The 22,204-nt window shown below is 42.8% G+C and carries 20 protein-coding genes; 11 read left to right on the top strand and 9 right to left on the bottom strand.

Features of this window, described 5'->3' with window-relative positions; genetic code table 11:
* Window positions 1-326 precede the first annotated feature (326 nt).
* The gene (locus tag R7E47_RS15210) at window positions 327-1,757 is read right to left on the bottom strand and encodes a methyl-accepting chemotaxis protein (protein WP_213898345.1); all 1,431 of its coding nucleotides are present in this window, start codon (window positions 1,755-1,757) and stop codon (window positions 327-329) included.
* Between the two features lie 314 nt (window positions 1,758-2,071).
* On the opposite strand from R7E47_RS15210, the gene R7E47_RS15205 reads away from it, so the two are divergent.
* The 3 genes from R7E47_RS15205 to R7E47_RS15195 all read left to right on the top strand — a co-directional run bounded on the left by R7E47_RS15205 (window position 2,072) and on the right by R7E47_RS15195 (window position 4,256).
* A complete protein-coding gene (locus R7E47_RS15205) occupies window positions 2,072-2,245 on the top strand; it encodes a hypothetical protein (RefSeq protein ID WP_005376381.1) in 174 nt (57 codons plus the stop codon).
* A gap of 81 nt (window positions 2,246-2,326) precedes the next feature.
* The gene (locus R7E47_RS15200) at window positions 2,327-2,929 is read left to right on the top strand and encodes an ACP phosphodiesterase (protein WP_033906543.1); all 603 of its coding nucleotides are present in this window, start codon (window positions 2,327-2,329) and stop codon (window positions 2,927-2,929) included.
* A gap of 67 nt (window positions 2,930-2,996) precedes the next feature.
* Window positions 2,997-4,256, top strand: coding sequence for a DEAD/DEAH box helicase (locus R7E47_RS15195; RefSeq protein ID WP_005376383.1), 1,260 nt, complete (start codon window positions 2,997-2,999; stop codon window positions 4,254-4,256).
* Here R7E47_RS15195 and R7E47_RS15190 read toward each other — a convergent pair.
* Together R7E47_RS15190 and R7E47_RS15185 are read right to left on the bottom strand one after the other, a co-directional pair.
* A complete protein-coding gene (locus R7E47_RS15190) occupies window positions 4,239-5,072 on the bottom strand; it encodes an EAL domain-containing protein (RefSeq protein WP_258670282.1) in 834 nt (277 codons plus the stop codon). The genes R7E47_RS15195 and R7E47_RS15190 overlap by 18 nt on opposite strands.
* A 187-nt stretch (window positions 5,073-5,259) precedes the next feature.
* Window positions 5,260-5,892, bottom strand: coding sequence for a hypothetical protein (locus tag R7E47_RS15185; protein ID WP_005376385.1), 633 nt, complete (start codon window positions 5,890-5,892; stop codon window positions 5,260-5,262).
* A gap of 183 nt (window positions 5,893-6,075) precedes the next feature.
* Here R7E47_RS15185 and R7E47_RS15180 point away from each other — a divergent pair, with 183 nt between their 5' ends.
* The 3 genes from R7E47_RS15180 to R7E47_RS15170 all read left to right on the top strand — a co-directional run bounded on the left by R7E47_RS15180 (window position 6,076) and on the right by R7E47_RS15170 (window position 7,598).
* Window positions 6,076-6,318: a DUF2164 domain-containing protein gene (locus R7E47_RS15180; protein ID WP_042520836.1), complete on the top strand. Its 243-nt coding sequence runs from the start codon at window positions 6,076-6,078 to the stop codon at window positions 6,316-6,318.
* A 174-nt stretch (window positions 6,319-6,492) separates the two neighbouring features.
* The gene (locus tag R7E47_RS15175; RefSeq protein WP_005390157.1) at window positions 6,493-7,032 is read left to right on the top strand and encodes a cytochrome b; all 540 of its coding nucleotides are present in this window, start codon (window positions 6,493-6,495) and stop codon (window positions 7,030-7,032) included.
* Entirely contained in the window at window positions 7,029-7,598 is a 570-nt protein-coding gene (locus R7E47_RS15170) for a YceI family protein (RefSeq protein ID WP_158173064.1), read from the top strand. The genes R7E47_RS15175 and R7E47_RS15170 overlap by 4 nt, the downstream gene beginning before the upstream one ends.
* 137 nt (window positions 7,599-7,735) lie before the next feature.
* Here the strand turns inward: R7E47_RS15170 and focA are convergent, their stop codons facing one another.
* The gene (focA, locus tag R7E47_RS15165) at window positions 7,736-9,187 is read right to left on the bottom strand and encodes a formate transporter FocA (RefSeq protein WP_318084567.1); all 1,452 of its coding nucleotides are present in this window, start codon (window positions 9,185-9,187) and stop codon (window positions 7,736-7,738) included.
* Window positions 9,188-9,488: 301 nt separating this feature from the next.
* Here focA and R7E47_RS15160 point away from each other — a divergent pair, with 301 nt between their 5' ends.
* Both R7E47_RS15160 and R7E47_RS15155 read left to right on the top strand, forming a co-directional pair.
* Window positions 9,489-10,394 (top strand): LysR substrate-binding domain-containing protein, encoded by a 906-nt coding sequence (locus tag R7E47_RS15160; RefSeq protein ID WP_005376369.1) that lies wholly within the window; start codon window positions 9,489-9,491, stop codon window positions 10,392-10,394.
* Between the two features lie 228 nt (window positions 10,395-10,622).
* On the top strand, window positions 10,623-11,105 hold the full coding sequence (locus R7E47_RS15155) for a DUF1097 domain-containing protein (protein ID WP_017634175.1): 483 nt from the start codon (window positions 10,623-10,625) through the stop codon (window positions 11,103-11,105).
* A gap of 153 nt (window positions 11,106-11,258) precedes the next feature.
* Here the strand turns inward: R7E47_RS15155 and R7E47_RS15150 are convergent, their stop codons facing one another.
* Window positions 11,259-12,893, bottom strand: a complete 1,635-nt coding sequence (locus R7E47_RS15150; RefSeq protein ID WP_017634174.1) for an ATP-dependent endonuclease — start codon at window positions 12,891-12,893, stop codon at window positions 11,259-11,261.
* A 268-nt stretch (window positions 12,894-13,161) separates the two neighbouring features.
* Between R7E47_RS15150 and R7E47_RS15145 the strand changes: the two genes are divergently transcribed.
* From R7E47_RS15145 to R7E47_RS15135, 3 genes are all read left to right on the top strand, one after another.
* The gene (locus R7E47_RS15145; protein WP_005376363.1) at window positions 13,162-14,904 is read left to right on the top strand and encodes a bifunctional metallophosphatase/5'-nucleotidase; all 1,743 of its coding nucleotides are present in this window, start codon (window positions 13,162-13,164) and stop codon (window positions 14,902-14,904) included.
* Between the two features lie 622 nt (window positions 14,905-15,526).
* Complete coding sequence (locus R7E47_RS15140) at window positions 15,527-16,546, top strand: TerC/Alx family metal homeostasis membrane protein (RefSeq protein WP_318084565.1); 1,020 nt, start codon at window positions 15,527-15,529, stop codon at window positions 16,544-16,546.
* Window positions 16,547-16,825: 279 nt separating this feature from the next.
* Window positions 16,826-17,017: a hypothetical protein gene (locus R7E47_RS15135; RefSeq protein WP_005376351.1), complete on the top strand. Its 192-nt coding sequence runs from the start codon at window positions 16,826-16,828 to the stop codon at window positions 17,015-17,017.
* A 127-nt stretch (window positions 17,018-17,144) separates the two neighbouring features.
* Here R7E47_RS15135 and R7E47_RS15130 read toward each other — a convergent pair whose 3' ends face one another.
* From R7E47_RS15130 to R7E47_RS15115, 4 genes are all read right to left on the bottom strand, one after another.
* Window positions 17,145-17,702, bottom strand: a complete 558-nt coding sequence (locus R7E47_RS15130) for a PhnA domain-containing protein (RefSeq protein WP_005376350.1) — start codon at window positions 17,700-17,702, stop codon at window positions 17,145-17,147.
* 289 nt (window positions 17,703-17,991) lie between these two features.
* Entirely contained in the window at window positions 17,992-18,201 is a 210-nt protein-coding gene (locus tag R7E47_RS15125; RefSeq protein WP_005376349.1) for a YgdI/YgdR family lipoprotein, read from the bottom strand.
* 136 nt (window positions 18,202-18,337) lie between these two features.
* Entirely contained in the window at window positions 18,338-20,746 is a 2,409-nt protein-coding gene (locus R7E47_RS15120; RefSeq protein ID WP_258659306.1) for a VolA/Pla-1 family phospholipase, read from the bottom strand.
* 20 nt (window positions 20,747-20,766) lie between these two features.
* On the bottom strand, window positions 20,767-22,002 hold the full coding sequence (locus R7E47_RS15115) for an outer membrane protein transport protein (RefSeq protein ID WP_017821929.1): 1,236 nt from the start codon (window positions 22,000-22,002) through the stop codon (window positions 20,767-20,769).
* Between the last annotated feature and the right edge of the window lie 202 nt (window positions 22,003-22,204).

Genomic DNA, 22,204 nt, shown 5'->3' with positions numbered 1-22,204 from the left:
AATCCGCAAGCAGCGCATGTGAATTTCTCGCCATCCGATGAAATGAGATATTCATCTCCTTGGCAGAGTGGGCAATTCAGGTTCTCTATGTCTTTTGTGTCTTTGTAATTATTCATATTGTTTTCCAGCAGCAAATTGGAATTGGCAAGATCAAGCATAGCGGAACGCTCTGTTTAAGAACATTATTTCATCGGGTACAGCGAGAACTTGAGATTCACTTCAAATATCCACTTGGATGTCGTAGAAAATATCGAAGGTAATAGTTGAACACGGTTTAAAGAAAAGGGCTCCCTAAGGAGCCCTTGTTGATCATAAGTTCCACAACGTTATGCGGTGCGGTAGCGTTGTAATATCTCACCAAGAGAAACGGAGGCTTGCGTGAGATTAGCGACGCCAGCGGTAGATTGCTCCGCCACTTCTCTGATTGTGCTTGATTGACTACGAATTTCTGAAAGTTCCGATGCAATATCGTTAGCAACTGCGCTTTGTTCTTCAGCAGATGTGGAAATCTGAATGCTCATGTCCATTAATGAGCGTGCTGACTCGGCAATAGAGGTAACATCATGGCCGATTTCATCAATAAGCTGGCTGCTGGTTTGAGCTTGCTGAACGGTTCGGTTGGTGATTGAAGCAATGTTCTGACTCTCTATTTGAAGCTTCTCAATCATGGCTTGGATCTCTACTGTTGCCTGTTGAGTTCTGCTTGCTAATGTACGTACTTCATCGGCAACCACTGCAAATCCACGACCTTGTTCACCAGCACGGGCTGCTTCGATTGCTGCGTTTAGTGCCAACAGATTAGTTTGTTCTGAAATGGCGTTAATCGTTGTGATCACGTCATTAATCTGCGTCGTATTCTCGTTTAAATTGGTTACTGACGTAGAGGCTTGTTCAATATAGCTAGATAACGTCTCTATCTCGCCAATCACGTTTTGTACACGGCTTCTGCTTAGTTCGATCTTCTGGGCATCTTGGTCTGACTGCGTCGTTGCTTGTTGAGAAATACTTGATACCTCCTTTGCAGAGGCTGTCATTTCTTCCATTGCCGTCGCGACTGAATCAAGCGTTTGATATTGATGAGATATCTGGGTTTCACTCAACTGCATATCTTTTTCGAATGCAGAAGATGTCTCGCTCAACATCGTTGCATTATTTTTAACACTATTAACCAGTTCACTTAAGGTATCCATAGACTTGTCTAGCGCACAGCCGATGGTACCGAATTCATCTCGACCTGGATGGAAACCAAGACGAGAGGTTAAGTCACCGTCACCAATTTTTTCGGTTGTTGTATATAAAACCCACAGAGCTCCTCCGATAAACGTTGCCACCCAGTAAGAGAATAGGGCAAAAGGAATAACCCATAAGAAGCTGAGTAATAGTGACGATAGAGCTGATGATTTTAACGATTCGTATTGTGTGGACACATTTTGAGTCAGCTTAATCACTTCCCCAGAATGCAACTTGGCATAAGCGGTGACAGACCCATCGACAAAAGAACTTTCGCTTACGCGGTTCGATTTCGATACGCCGTCAATTTCTGTAGCGCGGTTTGATTGAGCATCAACGATACCAGAAAGCTTCGCTTCGCTCGACGAGATGGCTTGCTGCTCAAATTGTTGTATTTCATTGAAGTAGCGGCTTCCAGCCACTGAAGTGAGGGCTACTAAAAATAGTAGGAATATAACCCACATTTTGTCGTTGATAGACATCTTGATAAACAGCCTGTCTATCGTTCTAAACTCAACTTCTCTCATTTAAAGCTCCATTAGAGATAAAAGATATTGACCAAATCTATTGCTATATCGAAACAAAATATGCGAAGTTAATCAGCAAAATATGTAACGAATACTAAATTTAGTTTAAGAAATGAGATCTAAGGACGCCTATAACAGTATGTTATATCTTTAAATTGACATGAATGTTGATAAAAGAGTCATTTCTCTAAAGTGTTGAGCGGATATGAAATCTAATTGCAATCGTTTACTTTTGATTATGCTCATAGGTTTTTAAATCTTTACTTCTCGCTGTCATGAATGTGTCATATAAAGACTATAAAAAGGAGTTGCTGATGTGGATATGGCAAGAGTCAGGCCGTCAGCAAGTAAAAGCAAGAGAGCTTAAAATAAAGGAGGTCACAATGAGCGACCAATACCAAAACGATGAGAGCCTAGAGCTGCTAGATGCGCTTGAAATTGGCATTATCTTGTCGGAATACGTTGGCTCAGACAATGAAGCCGAATAGCGGAACACTCTCATCTCGTCGTAATTGACGTTATACTAGGTTCATGTCACACCAAGCCCTAGAGGCCAAAACTGGCGTCGAATGAACTTTCTAGCCCACCTGCATATCGCAGATCACAGTAACAGCCATTTATTGGGAAACTTGCTTGGAGACTTCGTAAAAGGAGATCCAAGCAAGCTGTATGATCGCGATATCTCAAATGGCATCAGATTACATAGATTTGTTGACCGTATTACAGACCATCATCCAATCGTCAACGAATGTAAGCCTCATTTCACTGGTGTTGCGCGACGTTTTGCACCTATCGCTTTGGATATGTTTTGGGATCATTGCCTCGCAAAACACTGGAACGACTTTCATTCCGTGCCTCTCGAACACTTTGTCCAAACGGCATACGAGAGAGTAAACCGAGAGGTTCATGAACATTTGCCTCCACGTTTTTTGGTGCTCCACAGCAGAATGTGGCATGGCCGATGGCTTCAATCCTATCAAGATCTAGACAATATAGAATTTGCACTACATCGGATGTCGCAAAGAAGTCCTAGAATGGCAGACTTAACCACAACATTTAAAGTGATTGAAAGTGATTACACCGAATTAGAAGAGAAGTTCTCGTCACTTTATCGAGATGTTTTGCGCCAGTCGTATGATTTTCAGCAACAGCTTAATGACTCAACTCAATGAGATAGAAAAGTAGTATGGCTTTAGGGGCTCTGGTAAACTCTGCGCTCCAAAAATAATGAGGTTACACATGTCTGTTAATTTTGCTGATTTAGGCATCGAACAAAAGCTAATCGAGACGCTAGGCAATCTAAATATCGTGACGCCAACACCAGTGCAAGAAAAGTCAATTCCACACGTCCTTGCAGGAAAAAACTTACTTGCTGCTGCACAAACTGGTACGGGAAAAACGGCTGCGTTTGGTTTACCTATCATACAAACCGTTCAGCAAAAGAAACTTAACGGCACACCTCAAGCATTGATTTTGGTTCCAACACGCGAGCTTGCACAGCAGGTATTTGATAATTTGAATCAGTACTCGGCAGAAACAGAACTTCGCATTGTGTGTGTTTATGGTGGTACAAGCATTGGCGTACAAAAGAGAAAGTTAGAAGAGGGCGCTGATATTTTGATTGCCACGCCAGGCCGCCTTTTGGATCACCTGTTTAATGGTAACGTAAACATCTCTAAAACCGGTATGCTCGTGTTAGACGAAGCCGACCGTATGTTAGATATGGGATTTTGGCCTGACTTGCAGCGCATCTTCCGACGTTTGCCTGCTGAGAAACAGATCCTATTGTTCTCTGCGACATTTGAGAAGCGAATCAAAACTATTGCGTATAAACTCATGGAATCGCCAGTTGAAGTCGAAGTTTCACCAGCAAATACGACTGCTGAAACGGTAACACAAATGGTTTATCCAGTGGATAAAAAACGGAAACGTGAATTGCTAGCGTACTTAATTGGCTCGCGGAATTGGCAGCAAGTGCTTGTATTTACAAAAACGAAGCAAGGCAGTGATGAGTTAGCGAAAGAGCTCAAGTTAGATGGCATCAAAGCGGTTTCTATCAACGGCGATAAATCACAAGGCGCCCGCCAAAGAGCTTTGGATGAATTTAAACAAGGTAAGGTGCGTGCTTTGATTGCAACCGATGTGGCAGCACGAGGGTTAGATATTCAAGAGCTAGAACAAGTCGTGAACTTTGATATGCCATTCAAAGCAGAAGATTATGTCCATCGAATTGGCCGCACTGGAAGAGCAGGAAAGTCAGGTTTGGCGGTTTCTCTGATGAGTAGAGATGAGGAGTACTTGTTGCAAGCTATCGAGAACCTGCTTGATCAACGCTTACCCCAAGAATGGCTGGCAGGTTTCGAACCAAGTCTTGTCGAAGAAGTTGAGCCTGAACAAAATGGGGGTGGGCGTCGTCGTAGTCGTTCATCTGAGAAGCGTAAGCTAAAAGCAAAATTGGCGATTCATAAAAATCGTGGTAAATCACGTAGCTCTCGCTAAACCGCGCAAACTTTTGTTCTTACATAGCCAGGCTGTTTTTGCCTCTTCATAGACGTCTAACGTTTGGGGGATAGCAAGTAGGTACCCTTGATACATATCGAAACCGAGCTTTTTCATTAAGCGAAGTTGATGCTCGGTTTCAATTCCTTCGATAACGGTTTTAGAGCATAACGCTTTTGCGAGTGATAATGCATCGTTAAGCGCTTTAAAATCACCGTTTTCATACCTTAGCAATAAAGAGCGATCCATCTTGATTATATCTGGGCAAACGCTTCTCACTCGCTCAGTTGTCGATGCATTGACGCCATAATCGTCGATCGCCAATTTAAACCCGCCTTGGCTTAATTCACGAGCTGCTTGCGACAAAGAGAGTTCATCCTCCACCTTCAATTCAAGTAACTCCATGACGATTTGTTCATTCATCAAATGCGATTCATAAATGGTTTGTTTTAGCAGTCGGTTATACGTGATGTCTTTGACTAGTATCTCTGCCGCTACCGGTAATACATTGAGAAACAATTGTTTTGTGTGAAAGCGAGACTGAGAGAAATTTTTGATATGGATTAGGCGACTTAAGCGTTCAACATTGAGCAAATCTTGAGTGGGAGTCGCTTTGGATTGGAAAAACTGATCTGGCCTAACCATGGTGCCATTGGCATTGCTAATTCTTACCAGTGCTTCAAGGCCAACGATGGAAATATCGTTCTTATATATGGGTTGAAAGACACTGCGGAGAGTGAAGTTCGCGTATTTCGCAATATACTGCCCGTCGGCTTGTTTCCGGATGCAACTAAGTAGTTGCGAGATGCTCATCATTGTTACCACAACCTAAATCAATGTCTCAACATCAGCGTTATCGCGCTAATTTTTCTATTTCATTGGCAATGAATCTAAGTGTGCTCATTAACTCAAGCAAGAACGATGGTAATGGATGGGTAGGTTTGTCGAGTGACATCAAACAAATTGATGAAATAATTGATAATCTCAGCACTTCAATTTGATGCTACCATTGCAGTACGGCATACAACTGCAAATATTTTCTGACTAACTGCTGTTTGTTCGAACGCCGTAAAGGATGCCCAAACTTAATGTAACAAGGGCTAATACCGAATCGAGTGTCCAACGATTGCGTGAGTTGCGACTCGCTGGTGTACAGTGTGATTCCTTGTTCTGTGTATTCGTTGATCTGATCGGGTAGTTCACCCATCCACCAATGAAGCAATTCTCGGCTCGTTTTGCTGCGACTTATCCAATGATCGCAAACCAAAAAGAGTAGGTCATTAGGCTGTAAGGCATAGCCATATTCACTCTGCCATTCCGTAATTGATGAGAGTAAGTTTTCCCGGCAAGATTTTCCGGCACTGACCATATGGTGACTCAGAACCCAGACAGTGCCAATGTCGGATGAAATTCGATAGTGATGGGGAAGGTCTGGAGAATCCAACACTTCGATTGGCTTTATCACGCAGTTGTATCCAAAGTGACGAAAAGTATGTTCCATCCTTCTTGAAAACGCGAGACCAAGATGATGCTCACTCATGCCTTGGTTATGCACCGCAGGGTAATGCTTTTCACACAGCTTAAGACAGTCGTCTTGAAAATCATTAACACTTTGAATAACTAGGTCGAGTAGCAAAGAATATCCCTTAATAATTACAAAACGAACTGCAAAAGGTTAGCATAGTCTTTTGAGAATAGACTAATTTACTTCGGCAACTTCTTGATCTAAACACCAAATTTCTCACAAATGACCGTGTCTAATCTTTAATAGAGCAATACGAAAGAAGCAGAAGTTGAACAAAAATTTGAAAGGGAAAAAATGATAAAGCTAGAACGCGCACAAAAAGAGGCGTTGGCCACCGCCATTCAAGATTACATGCAAGACGAGCTAGATGTTGAAATTGGCCAGTTCGATAGTGAGTTTCTAATTGATTTTATTACAGAAAAACTAGGACCAATTTATTATAACAAGGGTGTTGAAGATGCTAAGTTACTGGTTGAACGCAGAATGTTAGAAGTTTCCGAAGAGCTGTATGAGATAGAACAAGAAATTAAGCTGTAAGTTTCAGTTTTACAAACGATTTAAAGTTCCTTCAAAAAATTCGAACAACTTGATAGATACGGCACCATTGGCTGGATGTAAATGATGGTAAATAATCTGTTTCATATGACGTAAATAGGTTAATGTAGTGTTTCTTGCTCAGCATTAACTTAGGAATATATCTAGGAACTTGAGATGGATACACTGGTAAAGAATTACAACCTTACTGCACGCGTGATGCATTGGTTATCAGCGCTGTGCATTATTGGTCTATTTGCAGTGGGTTTGTGGATGGTCGACCTTAGCTATTACAGCGAATGGTATCGAACTGCGCCGCATTACCATCGCTCTGTCGGTATTTTACTCGCTATTTTAACTTTGGCACGCATCGTATGGAAACATGTGACGGCGTCACCAAAGGTAGAAGGCAAACGTTACGAAGTGCTTGCTGCTAAAGCAGCGCATGGTGTCATGTACCTACTATTGGTCACCATCTTTGTTTCAGGTTACCTCATTTCAACGTCTGATGGACGCGGCATCGAAGTGTTTAATTGGTTCACCGTGCCAGGAGCGGGAGAGTTATTCCCAGGCCAATCAGATATTGCAGGTGAGATTCACTTCTATGCAGCTTGGGCAGTCATCCTGATTGCAGGTTTACATGCTATTGCTGCACTAAAACACCACTTTATCGATAAAGACAACACATTAAGAAAAATGTTAGGAGCTTCAAAATGAAAAAGTCACTTTTCGCTACAGGATTAGCTATCGCTATGGCACTGCCATTTGGTGCGCAAGCTGCAGATTATGTCATCGATACCAAAGGTGCTCACGCTTCAATCAACTTTAAAGTTAGCCACTTGGGTTACAGTTTCATCAAAGGTCGTTTCAATACATTTTCTGGTGACTTTTCTTTTGATGAAAACAACATTGCTGGCTCAAAAGTAAATGTTGTTGTTGATACAACCAGCCTAGATTCAAACCATGCTGAACGTGACAAACACATTCGTAGTGGTGACTTCATCGATGCTGGTAAATACAGTGAAGCAACCTTTACGAGCACAAAAGTGGTTGATAAAGGCAATGGCAAACTAGATGTAACTGGTGATCTAACGCTACACGGTGTTACTAAGCCTATTACTATTGAGGCTGAATTCGTTGGTGCTGGCAGTGACCCATGGGGCGGCGAGCGCGCTGGCTTTGTTGGCAACACTCGCCTAGAGCTTGCTGACTTTGACATCCCAGTAATGGGTGCTTCAAGCTACGTCGATATGGAACTTCATATCGAAGGTATTAAGAAGTAATTAGTTCCTTTTAGATACACTAAAAGCGCTCTTCACTTGAAGAGCGCTTTTTTATTATCTTAATCACATCACTAACATCGATAAACCCGTCAGTGATAGCGATTGAAAGCCAATAGACGTTGTAAATGTTTAGCGAATTACGCTGTTTCTAACTCGCTTTTTTCCACTAGGTTTAAACGCTCACCAAAAATCGGGCGTAGTGCTTTTAATACTTCAGTACGAGTAACCACCCCGACCATCTGCCCATTTTCAAGCACAGGAAGCACTTGTGGCTTACTTACTTTGATACTTTTAGCGCGTTCTTCGAGAGACAAAGACGTCAAGCGAGTGGCAATACCCATACTGCTCGCTGGGTACAACTGCTCTTTATCGATACATAGGAATTCCACAACATCAACGAGGCGATCACCAGCGTCAATTGCGACCACATCTCGGCTCATGATGTCGACGACTTTTTGGTCTTTCACCGGAATGTAGTCCTCACACCATAGTTCTACCATCACATCGTGAGCAGAGAAGAAGCCAACTAATCGATTTTGTACGTCTACAACAGGTGCGCTAGTTACGTTGTTATCAAGTAACACATCCAGCGCGGCTGCAATTGGCGTTTCTGCACGAATGGTGACTGGTTTTTGGTTCATAATGTCTTTAACAAAAGAGGCATTTTTCATGGTGAAATCCTTAACTGACGACAGTGTTGTAGTTGTAGTGATAGAAGAAATATTCGCTGCTTTTAGTTCTGGTCGGCGAAAAATACACCAGTTTGAAAGGCCAACTAATACCGCTCCGCCGACGATGTTGCCAAGCGTGACAGGAATTAAGTTAGCGGTAATAAAGTGGCTAATGTTTAGGTCTGTGTATTGTGACGCGGGCACACCGACAGATGCCCAAAAAGATTCAGGTGCAAAATTCGCGATAACAATACCAAGTGGAACCATAAACATGTTCGCAACACAGTGCTCAAAACCGCTGCTGACAAACATTGCCACAGGCAAAATTGTCATTGCTGCTTTTGTCATTGCATTTGCAGAACTAAATGTCAGCCAAATCGCTAGGCAGACCAACAGGTTACAGAGAATACCGAGTGCAAACGCTTGAATGAGAGTGTGGTGAAGTTTGTGTTGTGCGATGTTAAGCGCATTTAATCCCCATTGACCGCCATCCATCTGATAAAGACCAGCAGCAGTAACCAACGCAAGTAGGAACATCGCACCAATAAAGTTACCAACGTAAACTTTGCCCCAGATCGAAAGCATCTTACCGAACGAGATTTGCTTATTGGCCCAAGAAATACTGGATAGGACGGAGCTGGTAAATAATTCACCACCGCAGATCACGATGAGGATCAATCCCATGCTAAATGCGAGTCCACCAGCTAGGCGGCTCAAGCCCCAACCAGCGCCCGTACTACCGGTGGTCACCGTGATGTAAAACAAGAATGCTAACCCGATGAACGCGCCGGCCATAATGGCGAGGCTTAATGTCATACTGCTGGTTTTGTTTGCCTTACTTAACGCAAATTTTTCCGCTTCAACCATCATCTCTTTTGGAGAAAAATACTGGTGATTTTGAGAACAGGTCACCGCCATATTGACTCCTTAATTTGTAATCGCATAAAAAATCCTTAGTTATTAACTCAAAAATGAAATTGTTGTTTTTATTAAGAGCCTCAATGACTTCGGTTTCAAAACCATTGAGGCTTGCGGTGTTCCCGAACCGCGTACTCAGAATAGGGAGAACGGTTAGTAAGGTAAAATTGATAATATTTAGAAACCTCATCAAATTAATTGATAACTTTACGGGGCCAGGTAAAATGAACTCTATTGCTTATTGGGGCATGCTTTAACAATTGTGGGGATTGGGAAATACCCACTAATAATGGAGGACACTTTGCGCTACTCACTTAAGCAATTAGCGGTTTTCGACGCAGTTGCAGATACCGGCAGTGTAAGCCAAGCCGCAGAAAAATTGGCTTTGACACAATCAGCGACGAGCATGTCGCTTGCGCAATTAGAGAAGATGCTTGGCAGGCCGTTGTTTGAGAGGCAAGGCAAGCAAATGGCGTTAACCCATTGGGGGATGTGGTTACGACCAAAAGCAAAACGCTTGCTACAAGATGCATTGCAGATTGAAATGGGCTTCTATGAGCAACATTTATTGAGTGGTGAGATTCGTATGGGAGCGAGTCAAACCCCAGCAGAGCACTTAGTTCCCGACCTTATCAGTATCATTGATAATGACTTTCCAGAAATGCGTATTTCTCTCGGTGTACAAAGTACAAAAGGGGTGATTGATGGGGTATTAGATTACAAGTATGACTTAGGGATTATTGAAGGGCGCTGTGATGATAACCGTTTACACCAAGAAGTATGGTGTCGTGATCATCTTACTGTTGTCGCAGCTTCTCATCATCCTTTTGCGCGTAATCAGTCTGTTAGCCTTGCGCAGTTAGAGCAAGCGAAGTGGGTACTAAGAGAGCATGGCTCTGGCACACGAAAAACATTTGATAGTTCTATTCACCACCTTATTGAAGATTTGGATGTGTGGCGCGAGTACGAACACGTTCCGGTGTTACGTAGTTTAGTTGCTAATGGTCAGTACCTTACTTGCTTACCGTATTTAGATGTAGAGCGATATATAGAAGCAGGTCATCTTGTGGCATTAAATGTACCTGAGTTAAAAATGGAAAGGACGCTTTCATTTATATGGCGCTCAGATATGGCAGAAAACCCATTAGTCGACTGCATTAAAAGAGAGGGACTGCGAATGATGAAGGGGAAGCCTTCAGTTCTTTAAAGGTTGATTAAACATGCCTACGAGATGAGTTGGGTTTATTCCCTAAATCTGTTGATTTATCGGTTGCGTCAAGCTTTTGATGTAAATTGTGAAAATAATAATATCTTATTGTGATCAATATCACCGATAAGCTGAGCTGATGTATCTAACATGTGTCCTTGATTTCAATGTATGAAGGCAGTTATTGAACCATATAGGTACGATAATAGCCGAGCAGGTATGACTACCATGACGACACTTTTAGCTATTTCTATCACTACTGGAATTTTATCTGGCGTATGGGGTTGGATCGCCATCTCTTTAGGTTTGCTTTCTTGGGCTGGTTTTTTAGGTTGCACGAGCTACTTTGCAGCGCCAACGAGCGGATTGAAAGGACTAGGCATCAGCTTAATCACCAATATGACAGGCGTATTCTGGGCAATGGTAATTATTCACGGTTCCACTTACGTGGGGTTGGAAATTATTGGCTATGTGATTACCGCTATTGTGGCATTCTTCATGTGTATTCAAGCTAAACAGGCTTGGCTCGCGTACATCCCTGGTACTTTTATTGGTTCATGCGCAACATTTGCGGCTGACGGAAACTGGCAACTTGTTATTCCATCGTTGTTGCTAGGTGGTGTGTTTGGCTATCTAATGAAAGCGACAGGGCTATGGTTGCATACGAAATCAACCGCTACTTCATCTTCGCTTGCTGAGCAAGCACAGTAGTGAACCCCCGATCTTATTGGTATCCACTGTGTATTGAGTTTTATCCCTCTCAATACCCTTAATCAAAATTAATGATGTTTGATACAAGCACACCAAATTGGTGTGCTTTTTTTGTATTACAAGACAATACGCTGAGTGTAAAATACGCCTAACTCATGTATTGCCGTTGGCCATGGTAACAACGCGTTTAAGTGTCCAGCGCAGAAGAACAGGAATACACTCCATGCCTTTCTCTTCACAATGAGAAACAATAGCCAAAGCTAAGTCCGGTTTTGCATGTTTTTTCAAAACACGATTTACGACTTTTTTAGCAGGGATAGGGTGGTCATGAGGAACTTTGATGATGTCCTTAAAGAAAAGTTCAAACCCATTGTTGTACAGAAAGTGCTCGATGTCTCGGTCGGGTAATTCCGTAAGTCGATGCCTTTCCTGATCATGGTCGAGCTGTGCTCGTACTGCATGCGCGTACTTTTTCCCTGCTGGGTCGCCATCGGTAACGACATGCCAATCAATACCAAACTCTTTTGCTACTTTGATGAGTGATTTTAGACCTGATTGAGCAAACTCAACGATTTGAACCCCTTCGGCAGCCAAGTCATACCCGCATTGACGAGCCAGTTCATGAAAAAGCCAAACTTCGGTTTCGCCCTCAACAAGTAACCAGCACCGCGCAAATAATGCTCCTGAACGATGAAAACGAATATGGAAACCAATTCGGCGCAACTCATCTCGACCAAACTTTGTTGAGTTTAAACTCTTAGCGATGGTTCTGTCTGATAGCCGAATTAAACGTCGAATTGAATACAGTGGAACAGAACCGAGTAACGTGCCACTGTTGGTGGTTAATATCTTTTGCATTGGCAATAATTGCAATAAGGACCACGCTCTCGCTAGATGAGTTGGATGCAGTCGACCTTCTGGATCTTCAATGATCAGTATTGGTCTCGCACAGCGCCTTAAATCAGTGGGGCCCTTAGCTTGAAGATAGGCATTGAGTAACCCCATTAAGAGCAAGCGGCTTTGTTTGTCATTGGTTTCTTTCAAGAACTGACTCAAGCCTTTATCAGAGGAAGGGCTTGTATAGAAAAGACCATCACGAGGTTTGCGTGGGTTGCCTTTACTGACACTTCTGAACGCGAAATAGTGTTCAACAAGCGTTTGCATTGAGTCGAGGCTACTACGAATCTCACCTTTATTCACATGACCAGGCATAGCCAATAAGCGTCGACAGGTGTTGTTGATTCGTTTTTCAATCCGAGCATTTTTACCATCGCCGTTGACATGGTTTAAATCTGGGAAGCGTCGGGAGTCACGTAGTCGGATTACAGGGTGAAGTGTCATTAACTCAATAGCGAGTTTCTCTGAGTGGTGAAGTTTTTTGGGTTTGCCGTTATGATCCAAAAACGCGTACTTTGTATTAATGCCGTGCTCATCGCGAGACGCACTAATACGATAGTAAATGACTTGCTCACCATCTTCGTTGGTGCACCATGTAGGCTTTATGCGTCTGTAGCGTCCCGCTTTTACTTCGTTTTTATCCTGTGCTTTAAAACAAACAATGATCTGTAAGTGTTGTGTTTGTGGATGAGAAATTGAGTAGTCAACGTGAAAATCTTTCAGTTTGAATTGATACAATGAGCCATTGGCAGGTAGTGCGATGGAAAGGGCATCGAGCAATGATGATTTGCCCCACGTGTTTTCACCGATAAGCGTGGTGAGTTCGTCAAAAGAGAGTGAAAGGCGTTTGATGCCTCTAAACCCGGAGATTTCGATGCGTTCTAGTCTCATCTCAATCCTCCTTGCAATTATTTGAATTATCGAGAGTTATTTTGCTACTCCTAAGCATATATGAATTCGGAATTTTTGAGTTAAGCTCAGTTCACAAAATTACGAGAGCCTCTTACTGAATAGAGACCGTTACAAGCGAGGCTTGCTTTCAAAGCTGGGGGACAGCATCGTGATCACTTAAACATGAAATCCTAAATCGCAGTTTCATAAAATTCATGATTCTGTCATGATTCACTTCTTATTATTATAAGGAATGAAAAAAGAGAAGATGAAGATGAATAACAATCATAAGCCAGTGAGAATCAAACTGGCACACATCAATGACACACATTCCTACTTTGAACCAACGTCATTACAGTTAAAGCTTAAGATAAACAATGAACTCACGCTAGAGCCTTATGTCAGTGCTGGCGGCTTTTCTCGTATCGCAACCCGAGTCGAGCAGTTAAGAGATGATGCTCAGCGCCAAGGTCACGGGATGTTGTTCCTCCATGCCGGAGATTGCTTCCAAGGCACGCTGTATTTCTCACTATTTAAAGGCAAAGCCAATGCCGACTTATTGAACGCATTAAAGATTGATGCAATGGCGTTAGGCAATCATGAATTAGATATGGGGAATGAGCCAGTTGCATTGTTTTGCCAACGTACTCAGTTCCCATTGCTTGCTGGCAACTGGGATTTATCCAATGAATCACTTAAAAAACCTCACCGTATCAGTGATTGCAAGGATGTATATAGTTACCAACCGGATACACAGAGCGCTCAATACATTGTTAAAGAATTCCATGGTGAGCGGGTCGCGATTTTCGGATTATCCATAGATAAAATGAGCGACATCGCAAACCCTGATGCAGACACGCCTTTTCACTCAGCAATTGAAACCGCCAAGGCGACCGTAAAACAAATCCATTCATCAGGTATAAAAAATATTATTCTTCTGAGCCACTTAGGTTATGAAGGTGATTTAGAGTTAGCTGAGCAAGTCGCAGGTATTGGTATAATTGTTGGTGGACACAGCCACCGGTTGCAAGGTGATTTTTCATCAATAGGGTTAGGACAAGACGATCCCTACGGTATCAAAATTAATGATACCTATGTGGTGCAAGCGGGTTTCCATGCTTTGACAATGGGGCACTGCGTCATTGAGTTTGATGAACACGGTAAAGCAACGATGTTGAGTGGACAAAATGAACTGTTGCTTGGTCGACGTATTTTTTGGGACTCGACGCTAAACCAACAGCTCGACCAAGGTGTATTCGAAACCGCGTGCGACTTCATCCATGGTCAACCGAATGTCGTGGTTTGTAAGAAACACCCGGAAACTCAAGCGATCCTGAGCGATAAATATATTCCTCAGGTCAGGCAGTTACAGTCACAAGTCATTGCTAGTGTTGACACCAAAAAGCGTCATGTGAGAATTCCCGATGAATTTGGTGAGAGTGAGTTGGCTTCCTCCGTTGCCCGATCATTTCTGCACTGTTTAAACAAACGTGGATATGACGTTCAATTTGCAATTCATAATGCGGGTGGCGTGCGAACCTCTTTGAACCCTGGCAACATTACAGTGGCAGACATTGCCGGACGGCTGTTGCCTTTTGCCGTTCCTATCGGCTTTTACGATGTAAAAGGCAGCGCTATTCGCCGTGCACTTGAAGGCGCGATAAATAATGCACTCAACAATGGCGTAGAAGGCACTGGATCTGGCAGTTATCCGTACACTTACAATTTAAACTTCGAGTACCACGCAGATGCCCCAAAAGGTGAAAGAGTTCAATCATTAGTGATTTTTGATGGCAAACAATGGGTTGGTGTTCAAGATGATGTTTGGTATCGAGGGACTTCTTCTGCCTATACGATGAAAGGGAAAGAGGGGTACGACGCATTGCAGGAGATGAAAGGAGAAGGACGTGTGACCAGTTTGTCCATGGCTGATTGTTTTATTGAACTCCTGACCGATGAGCCAAACTGTTTGAATCAAAGTCACAAACTTTACACAAAGCGACGTCGATAATAGATACTGGTATTGATTTTGCTGCTCTCCACTTACTACATGGGTTGATGAGGATGGCAGTATGTGGAAGAAAGATTGGGCAGATACGGCAGTCGTGGTTGCCTGGATCGCAATTTGGTCAACACTGGTCTACTTTGTGCCTCTAAGCGGCTTTTGAATTGCTAAGAATGTGGATGTTACAAAAGGGAGCAGTAATGCTCCTTTTTTGTATCTATCTTCCCCGTTAGGGCTCTAACCAATGAAGAGTTTGTCTTGATCCATTTGCTGCTTTTTGTCTGTTTACTAAAGTTCAGGTGGTTGAATCCATTTCTTTCTTTTTATAGTGCTTCCTGATTTTTGATAAGAATTTTATTTCGATAAGACAAGGCTTTTTTGTTGGAAAGCCTGACGCTCGGCGTTATTATGTCGGCGTTTGGGGAGTAGTTAGCGCAAGTTTACTTATCGTCATCTCGTTAAGCATCAGCTTATCCGGTAAGTAAAGGTGTTACGTGGTTCATTCACGTCAACACTTCAACGAGACCAACGCATTCATTGACTAGCAGCACATAATCGTTATGTGGCTGTTGGTTGTTATTGTCTGCGGAAGGTCACCAAACGAAGTCCTTCCGCCATGGGAGGAAATATGTCTCTTATCGAAAATACCACCCAATTGAGCCAATCGGTGCCTCTTCAAGAATCATTAGCGATGTATGGTGCTTTTGGTTTATTTACCCTTGTTCTTGTTACGCTTGATATCTATCAAACACGTGGTGGCGCTATCACGATGAAAAAAGCCATCGTTTGGAGTGTTTTTTGGTTCTTGCTTGCCTTTGTTTTTGCAGGTTCTATTTATTTATTCTGGGACTTTTACGCGCCACATAGCGCTTATACGAACGACAAAGCAACGATTTCATTCTTAACTGGTTACTTACTAGAGAAGTCGTTAAGCGTTGATAACTTGTTTGTGTTTGCCATCATCTTTGCAAAATACAGTGTGCCGGAGCATTTGCGTCCGAGAGCATTGCTTTGGGGGGTGATAGGTGCGCTAGTTTTACGCGCTGTCATGATTGCGGTTGGTGCTCAGTTACTTGCACAGTATCACTGGGTATTGTACTTATTTGCTGCTTTTCTTATTTGGACGGGTGTTAAGCTAGCTCGCGACAAAGGCGAAGCAGAAGAGGTTAATCCATATCCGGAGCAGTTGATTCGAAAGGTATTGCCAGTTACAGATGACTACCAAGGAAATCGCTTAATCTTAAAGCAAGCTGGTAAGTGGGTGGCAACACCGATGCTGATCGTTGTTGGTGTCATTGCAGTAATGGACGTTATGTTTGCGTTGGATTCTATACCAGCTATATTCGCGGTAACGCGAGAGCCATTTTTAGTCTTAGCCGCGAACGTATTTGCATTACTGGGTTTGCGATCGCTGTACTTTGTTCTTCAAGCAATGTTAGACAAGTTTGTATACTTAAAACCAGCATTATCAGTAATCATGATGTTTATCGGGGTAAAAATGCTATTGGTTGGAACAGAATATGAGATTCCGACAGCATGGTCTCTCACATTTTTAGTTGTTGTGATGACATCGGCAGTGGTTGCATCACTCCTAAAAAATAAAGCGAAGCGTCAAACTAGCGTTAATATTACTAATCAAAAAATATAAAGTAAGCACTAAAATCAAAAGAAATAACGAAAAATATTGTTAAATATATGTTGTTGCTTAAGGGGCAATTATGCAGGTAATGTTCAGTTATTCAATGTAATTACAGCAATTGTGATTATTTATGCTGTTATTATTCATTTGTATTTTTGAGTTTTGTAATGAGTTTGTTTTATTAGAAATTCTAATTTGAATGGGTAAAATTTGTCATTTCTTAAACAATAAGAAACTGACTAATATACAACCAACTAAACAGACTACTGCTTTTAAAGAGAGGCAATCATGGCACAAGCAATGCAAATGACAAATGTAGCTTTACCAACCTCTATGGATAAGAAAACCTACGCGGTTAACTTCAAAGGACTGATTGCTCACTTACTGGACATTCTATTTGTAGATAACACTGCGCCACGCAGTTACTACGCAGAAGACTTGTCAGCACATATTCAAAAAGACATCGGTATGTACCGTTGATATTGAAATAGTGTAAGAAATACCGGCCTATGAGCCGGTATTTTTTTTATTTGTAAAACATGCCTACTCAACCTACGCCCTAGAAAAGAAACACTCTAGAGGAGGTAGACATGACTGAAGTGCGATATTACTTCTTGCGGCAGTATTCTGCGATCACGTACATCGACTGACCACCATTTGCCTTACCCGAAACTAGCTTTGGATCATCGCCAAGGCTAATACCACGAATCACTGTACCTTGTTTGATTACTTGGTTAGTGCCTTTTACTGGTAGGTCTTTAATTACTGTTACATCGTCACCTTTCTTAAGTTCAGTGCCGTTACAGTCAACCGTTTTATCGTCAGCAGACATCCCTTTCATTGCCCAGTTCATTTGCTCTTCTTCCATGTACATCATGTCAAGAGCATCTTGAGCCCAGCTTTCTGTGTTTAGGCGAGTGAGTTGGCGCCATGCAGTCACTTGTACAGCAGGAACCTGGCTCCACATACTTTCGTTTAGACAACGCCAGTGGTTAATGTCTTTTGGCTCATCGATCTCACCCAGACACTTATCACAAACCATGATGGCAGTATCAACCGTCACATTACCGTGAGGTGGGACAGCGTATGCAGTTAGTTGAGATTCAGAAGAACACAGTTCACATTTTGACTCGCAGCGCGCAAGCAGAGTAGCTTCAATAGACATAAGGACTCACCTTAGTAATGTTATTTTGTGGCGGTATTATCCACTTTATCCTGAGAAATAAAAGGGTGTTAGCGAATTAAAGATTAGATTTTACAATACTCCAACCTGATTAAGGTGAAGATGTAAAATATTCGCTAAATAAATAATACGGAAGTATAAAAGACACTATTAATTGTTTTGGTTTATGAATTGGTTGTGTCAATTTCTACAACGATTACAAACCTAAAAGAGGTAAATGTAGAGAGAGGGTGGCTAGAACATAGCCCTCTAATTTACAGAGGGCCTGTCGTTAACGTTCGACAATCTGGACAATTTGCTCTTTTGAAATACTCATTTCTTTACCATCCATGTCTTCATACTCGTACATACCCGTTTCCTCGTTCAGGTCTGGTTTACCGTAAGAGGTAATAATTTTCCCTTCATTTGTCGACATCAGATATTGGCTACTTCCGCATGCAGCAAGAAGTAATACAGTGGCAATAACAGTCAATACGCGCATAGAGTTTTCCTTTTAAACAAGTGAGTTAGGCAAAGACATCGTTTTAACTATAGCAGAGGAAATATGAGTGGGTTTGAATACAATTGAAATGAAAAAGCCCAGTAGAAACTGGGCTTTGGTAGGAAGGGCGTTGCGATTACTTCAAAACAGAAGTGTTAGTGACACCTGTTAGTGCGTCATCCATTAAGAAGTCAGTGTTTTCCATCTGCATCTCTACATGATGATCAATATCAGACAAAGTGCCATTTGGCGAAGCAAAAGTACTGTGCGATGCAGTAGCATTAAACTGTACAAAGCTCGCAGTTGCATTCACAGTAGTGTCCGTACTGTTCACAGTCTTCAACCCTAGCTTATTAGCAAGCGGTTCAGTACCCGCGAATGGTGCATTTGGAACGCTGTTTGGTACTGTGCTATCGCCATCCACTTCTGTCATAAAGAATGGTGTCGTTAGCGAACCAGATGCCACTAAATCTGAAGCGTTTGTGAACGGATCGACAGTGTCTAGTGTAGTCTGTGCTGCATAGATAAATTGTGAGAAACCTGCTTCTAGCGCTGCTACTTGAGCTTCCGTTGCCGCAGCCTCAAATGCTTCGTAACATGTTTTATCTTCTAGATCCGCACATGATGCATCAGCGTAATTCGCATAGTCTTTTGATGCTGCATAAGCGAGGTTATGTTTGATCTGAGGGCCGTAATTGTCTGAACCCAGTAACAAATTACCAATTTGTCCACCAGAGTTCTGTACTGATGCAGAACTAAAGGTGTACAGCGCATCCGCAGTAGAGCTGCCCAATGTATTGTTTGCTGCTGCGACGGCAGATGTAGCGACAATACCGCCAAGTGAATGACCTAGCATTTTGACTTTTGAACCCGTCATTGGGTTGAAGCCTTGCAGAGGACCTCCAGCTAAAAGACCGCCTTGAGCAGATACTACCAAGCTAGCGCGCAAACCTAACACATCCAGAACACTTTGACGTAGGTTGTCACGCGCAACGGCTAAGTTGGAAAGATTTAGATAAGCCAGTACATTCGCATTTGCGGAACGTTGTTCATCTAAGCTGCGCGTACCATGAATAGGTAAGTCAATAGCGATAACTGCCACACCTGCTTTTACCATATTGAACGCGAACGCGTACGCATTCTCTTTCGCAGAGGTGATGCCGTGTTGATAAATCACAACGTCTGTCGCGACGCCAGATTTAGGTGTGAAGACCAGTACTTCGACATCTTCAACCGATTTCACTACGGGAACAGGCGAGTAGCGAGTAATAATACGCTCACTATCAAGCTGGGTACCATCGGTAAGAGTAAGCTTAGCTCCAACAAGTTTTAGCTGCTCTGTAGGATCTGTAGCAAGCTTTGTCACATCAACAGGATCATTTGCAAAAACGCCTGTTGATAGCTGCTGAACCATGTTTGCTTGCTCGTTCGGATCCGCTAATGCTGCGCTTAGCTTCGCTAGGCTTGGCATCGCAGATACCATTGGTTGCATGTTCCAGCTTGCGCCTTTTTCCAAGTAATGAGGCAGTCTTACCACACCTTGTGTCACGCTTACATCGGCACCTGATTGCATGTAAAGGCCTTTAATTGCCGTTTTAGCTGCGTCTAGATCGCTAATGTATTTACTAAAGTCATCGTCAGAGTCTAGCGCAGTGCTAAAGTCTTGGGTTTCACCGAGCGTTATTGTGTAGGCCGTTGATAAGTCTACTGAACCTTCGTTTGAGTCATTTTTGTAAACGGTATTTAGTGTGTTTGCGCCAGTAGAAAAACCAGTAGCGGTTACTCCTTTGACTGCCGCTAACGTATCACCTACAGACTGGGTACTGAACCATGAGGAGTAAACGATGTCGTTAGGGTCAACTTGAGCTAGACCAAAAATGCCTTCAACCGCCTGAGTGACTGCTTGAACAGAAGCAAGGTCGCCAGTTTCATAAACGATTTCTTTCGATTTACCAGTCGCATAACTTGCTGATGTACCAATTGGCTCACCATTCACGTCAGTAACATCTTGTGTAACCGCAAAAATGTACTCGCTTGACTCATCAAGTGCAGCCAAGAACTGGATGTATAGAGAGCTACCTTTTGCTTGAACTACGTAGTCCTGATTCTGAACGAGTACCTCTTCGATTGGGTTAGATTTACCGTCCCACTCGGTTAAGCGTTGGTTAATCTTGATGACTTTAACACCAGACGACAGCATGCCCGTTGCAAAACCGTCGCCGTTGAAGTGAAGAACGATTGGCATAGACGTTGACCATCCATCCATCGTGTTCATTGAGGCTCTAGGGTTGGTTAAAGCATCATCGCCATCAGTTGGCAGACCAAGCGTACCATCGCTTGTGTCCATTAATAAGTAAGACGGTGCCGGTACATCTGCGTTCGCTCCTTGAAGCGTAAAACTGATGGATGTTTCGCGATCAAGCAATGCTTGGACTTCATCTTCAAATTGAACTTTGTCGGAAGTACCAGAGCTGGAGGTATCATCACCACAACCAGCAAGAAGGATTGCAGAACAAAGCATTGATAATTTAAACGTGTGTTTCATTGGTTTACTCCGTAATCCCATTATTTGAAGGTGTAGTTCATCTGTACCGCGCTGATGTAAGCAGTACCTTCTGAGTCAAACTTAATCTCTTCACCCAGAGCATTTGTCTCAGTGAAAGAGCCTGATTTACTCTTAACAAGTGCAAAGCCTGCATCGAAAGTTAAATTCTCACTCATTGCGTAAGTTAGGCCCGCGCTGTACCAAAAACGGTCACTGTCAGGGATACTCAATGTCGCTTCACCTGCTTGTTCGTCGTACGCAAAGCCTGCACGGAATGTCCAGTCTGTATTAAGTATGTAAGTTGCACCAACGGAGTAGCGATTGTTGTCTTCATATTTCTCAGGTTTAAAGAAACATACTCCGTCATTACATTCGTTACTGGTCGCTTTTAGTTCTTTAAATGTGCTCCAGTCGGTTTGTTGCCAGCCGTAATGTACAGCCCATTGTTCATTCAGTTGATGGAAAGCCGATAATTCGATAATTGAAGGGAGAGAGATTTTTAAACGGCCATCAACTTTTGGTGATGAAGCTCGACCAGAGTCGTAACTACTAAACTCACCGTCATCAAAATCTAGATCAACCTTAGAGCGGTAGCCAAAGCCAAAACGGTTGTTTTCATTTAGCTCAAATAAAGCGCCGACATTCCAACCCCAAGCGAAAGTTTCACCTTCCATGCCGACAAGGTTATCGGACTTATTACCACCTAAAATACCGGCGAGTGCGCCTTTGTGACGAGTCAGCTCTGCTTCAGCGTATACTAGGTTGATACCACCACCGACACTGAAAGACTCGTTGATACGGTAAGCGACATTAGGGTTGATGTTTACTGAAAGTAGGGAAGTGTCACCCGCCATATCACCTGCGGAAATATCATTTGGATAGTCAGTGGCAACACCGTATGTTGTGAACATACCGATGCCCCAGGCCCAGTTATCATTGATAGGGCTGATGTAATAACCTGCTGGCACGATCTGTAAAGGGGCGACATCTTTCGCGTGTTCATTGTTTACAGTGTCGTACACATCGACTTCAGGGTCGATGATAGATAACGCGCCCGAAAATTGAGCTTCTTTGAAAAGTGTCATTGCTGCAGGGTTACGAGCAAGGACGCTGGCATTATCTGCAACAGCCCCTTCACCTGAAAATGCTCGACCAAGACCAGATGCCGAATGTTCAGCTACCTGGAAGCCCGCTGAGTGGGCATTACACGCAAACAATATTGAAATTGTAAGCAGAGAGCAGTGCTTCTTGTTCATCCTTGACCCTCCTAGGGTGTCATAATGCTGGACCGAAGTCCTTGTAATTGTTGTGTGGTACTTACACCAATTGTTAATACGCGAAATACAACGATGATGTAAATGTAATGTTAATTGTATGTTTAATAACTTGTCAAAGTTTGAGCGTATTTTGCGTTTTAAATATGATGCATAGGTCAAACGATGGCTTGTAAGGGCATGT

Source organism: Vibrio sp. Vb1026 (assembly GCF_033338745.1).
Taxonomy (GTDB): Bacteria; Pseudomonadota; Gammaproteobacteria; order Enterobacterales; family Vibrionaceae; genus Vibrio; species Vibrio alginolyticus.
The sequence above is the reverse complement of the archived record's forward strand: the minus strand, read 5'-3'. Positions and strand labels throughout refer to the sequence as shown.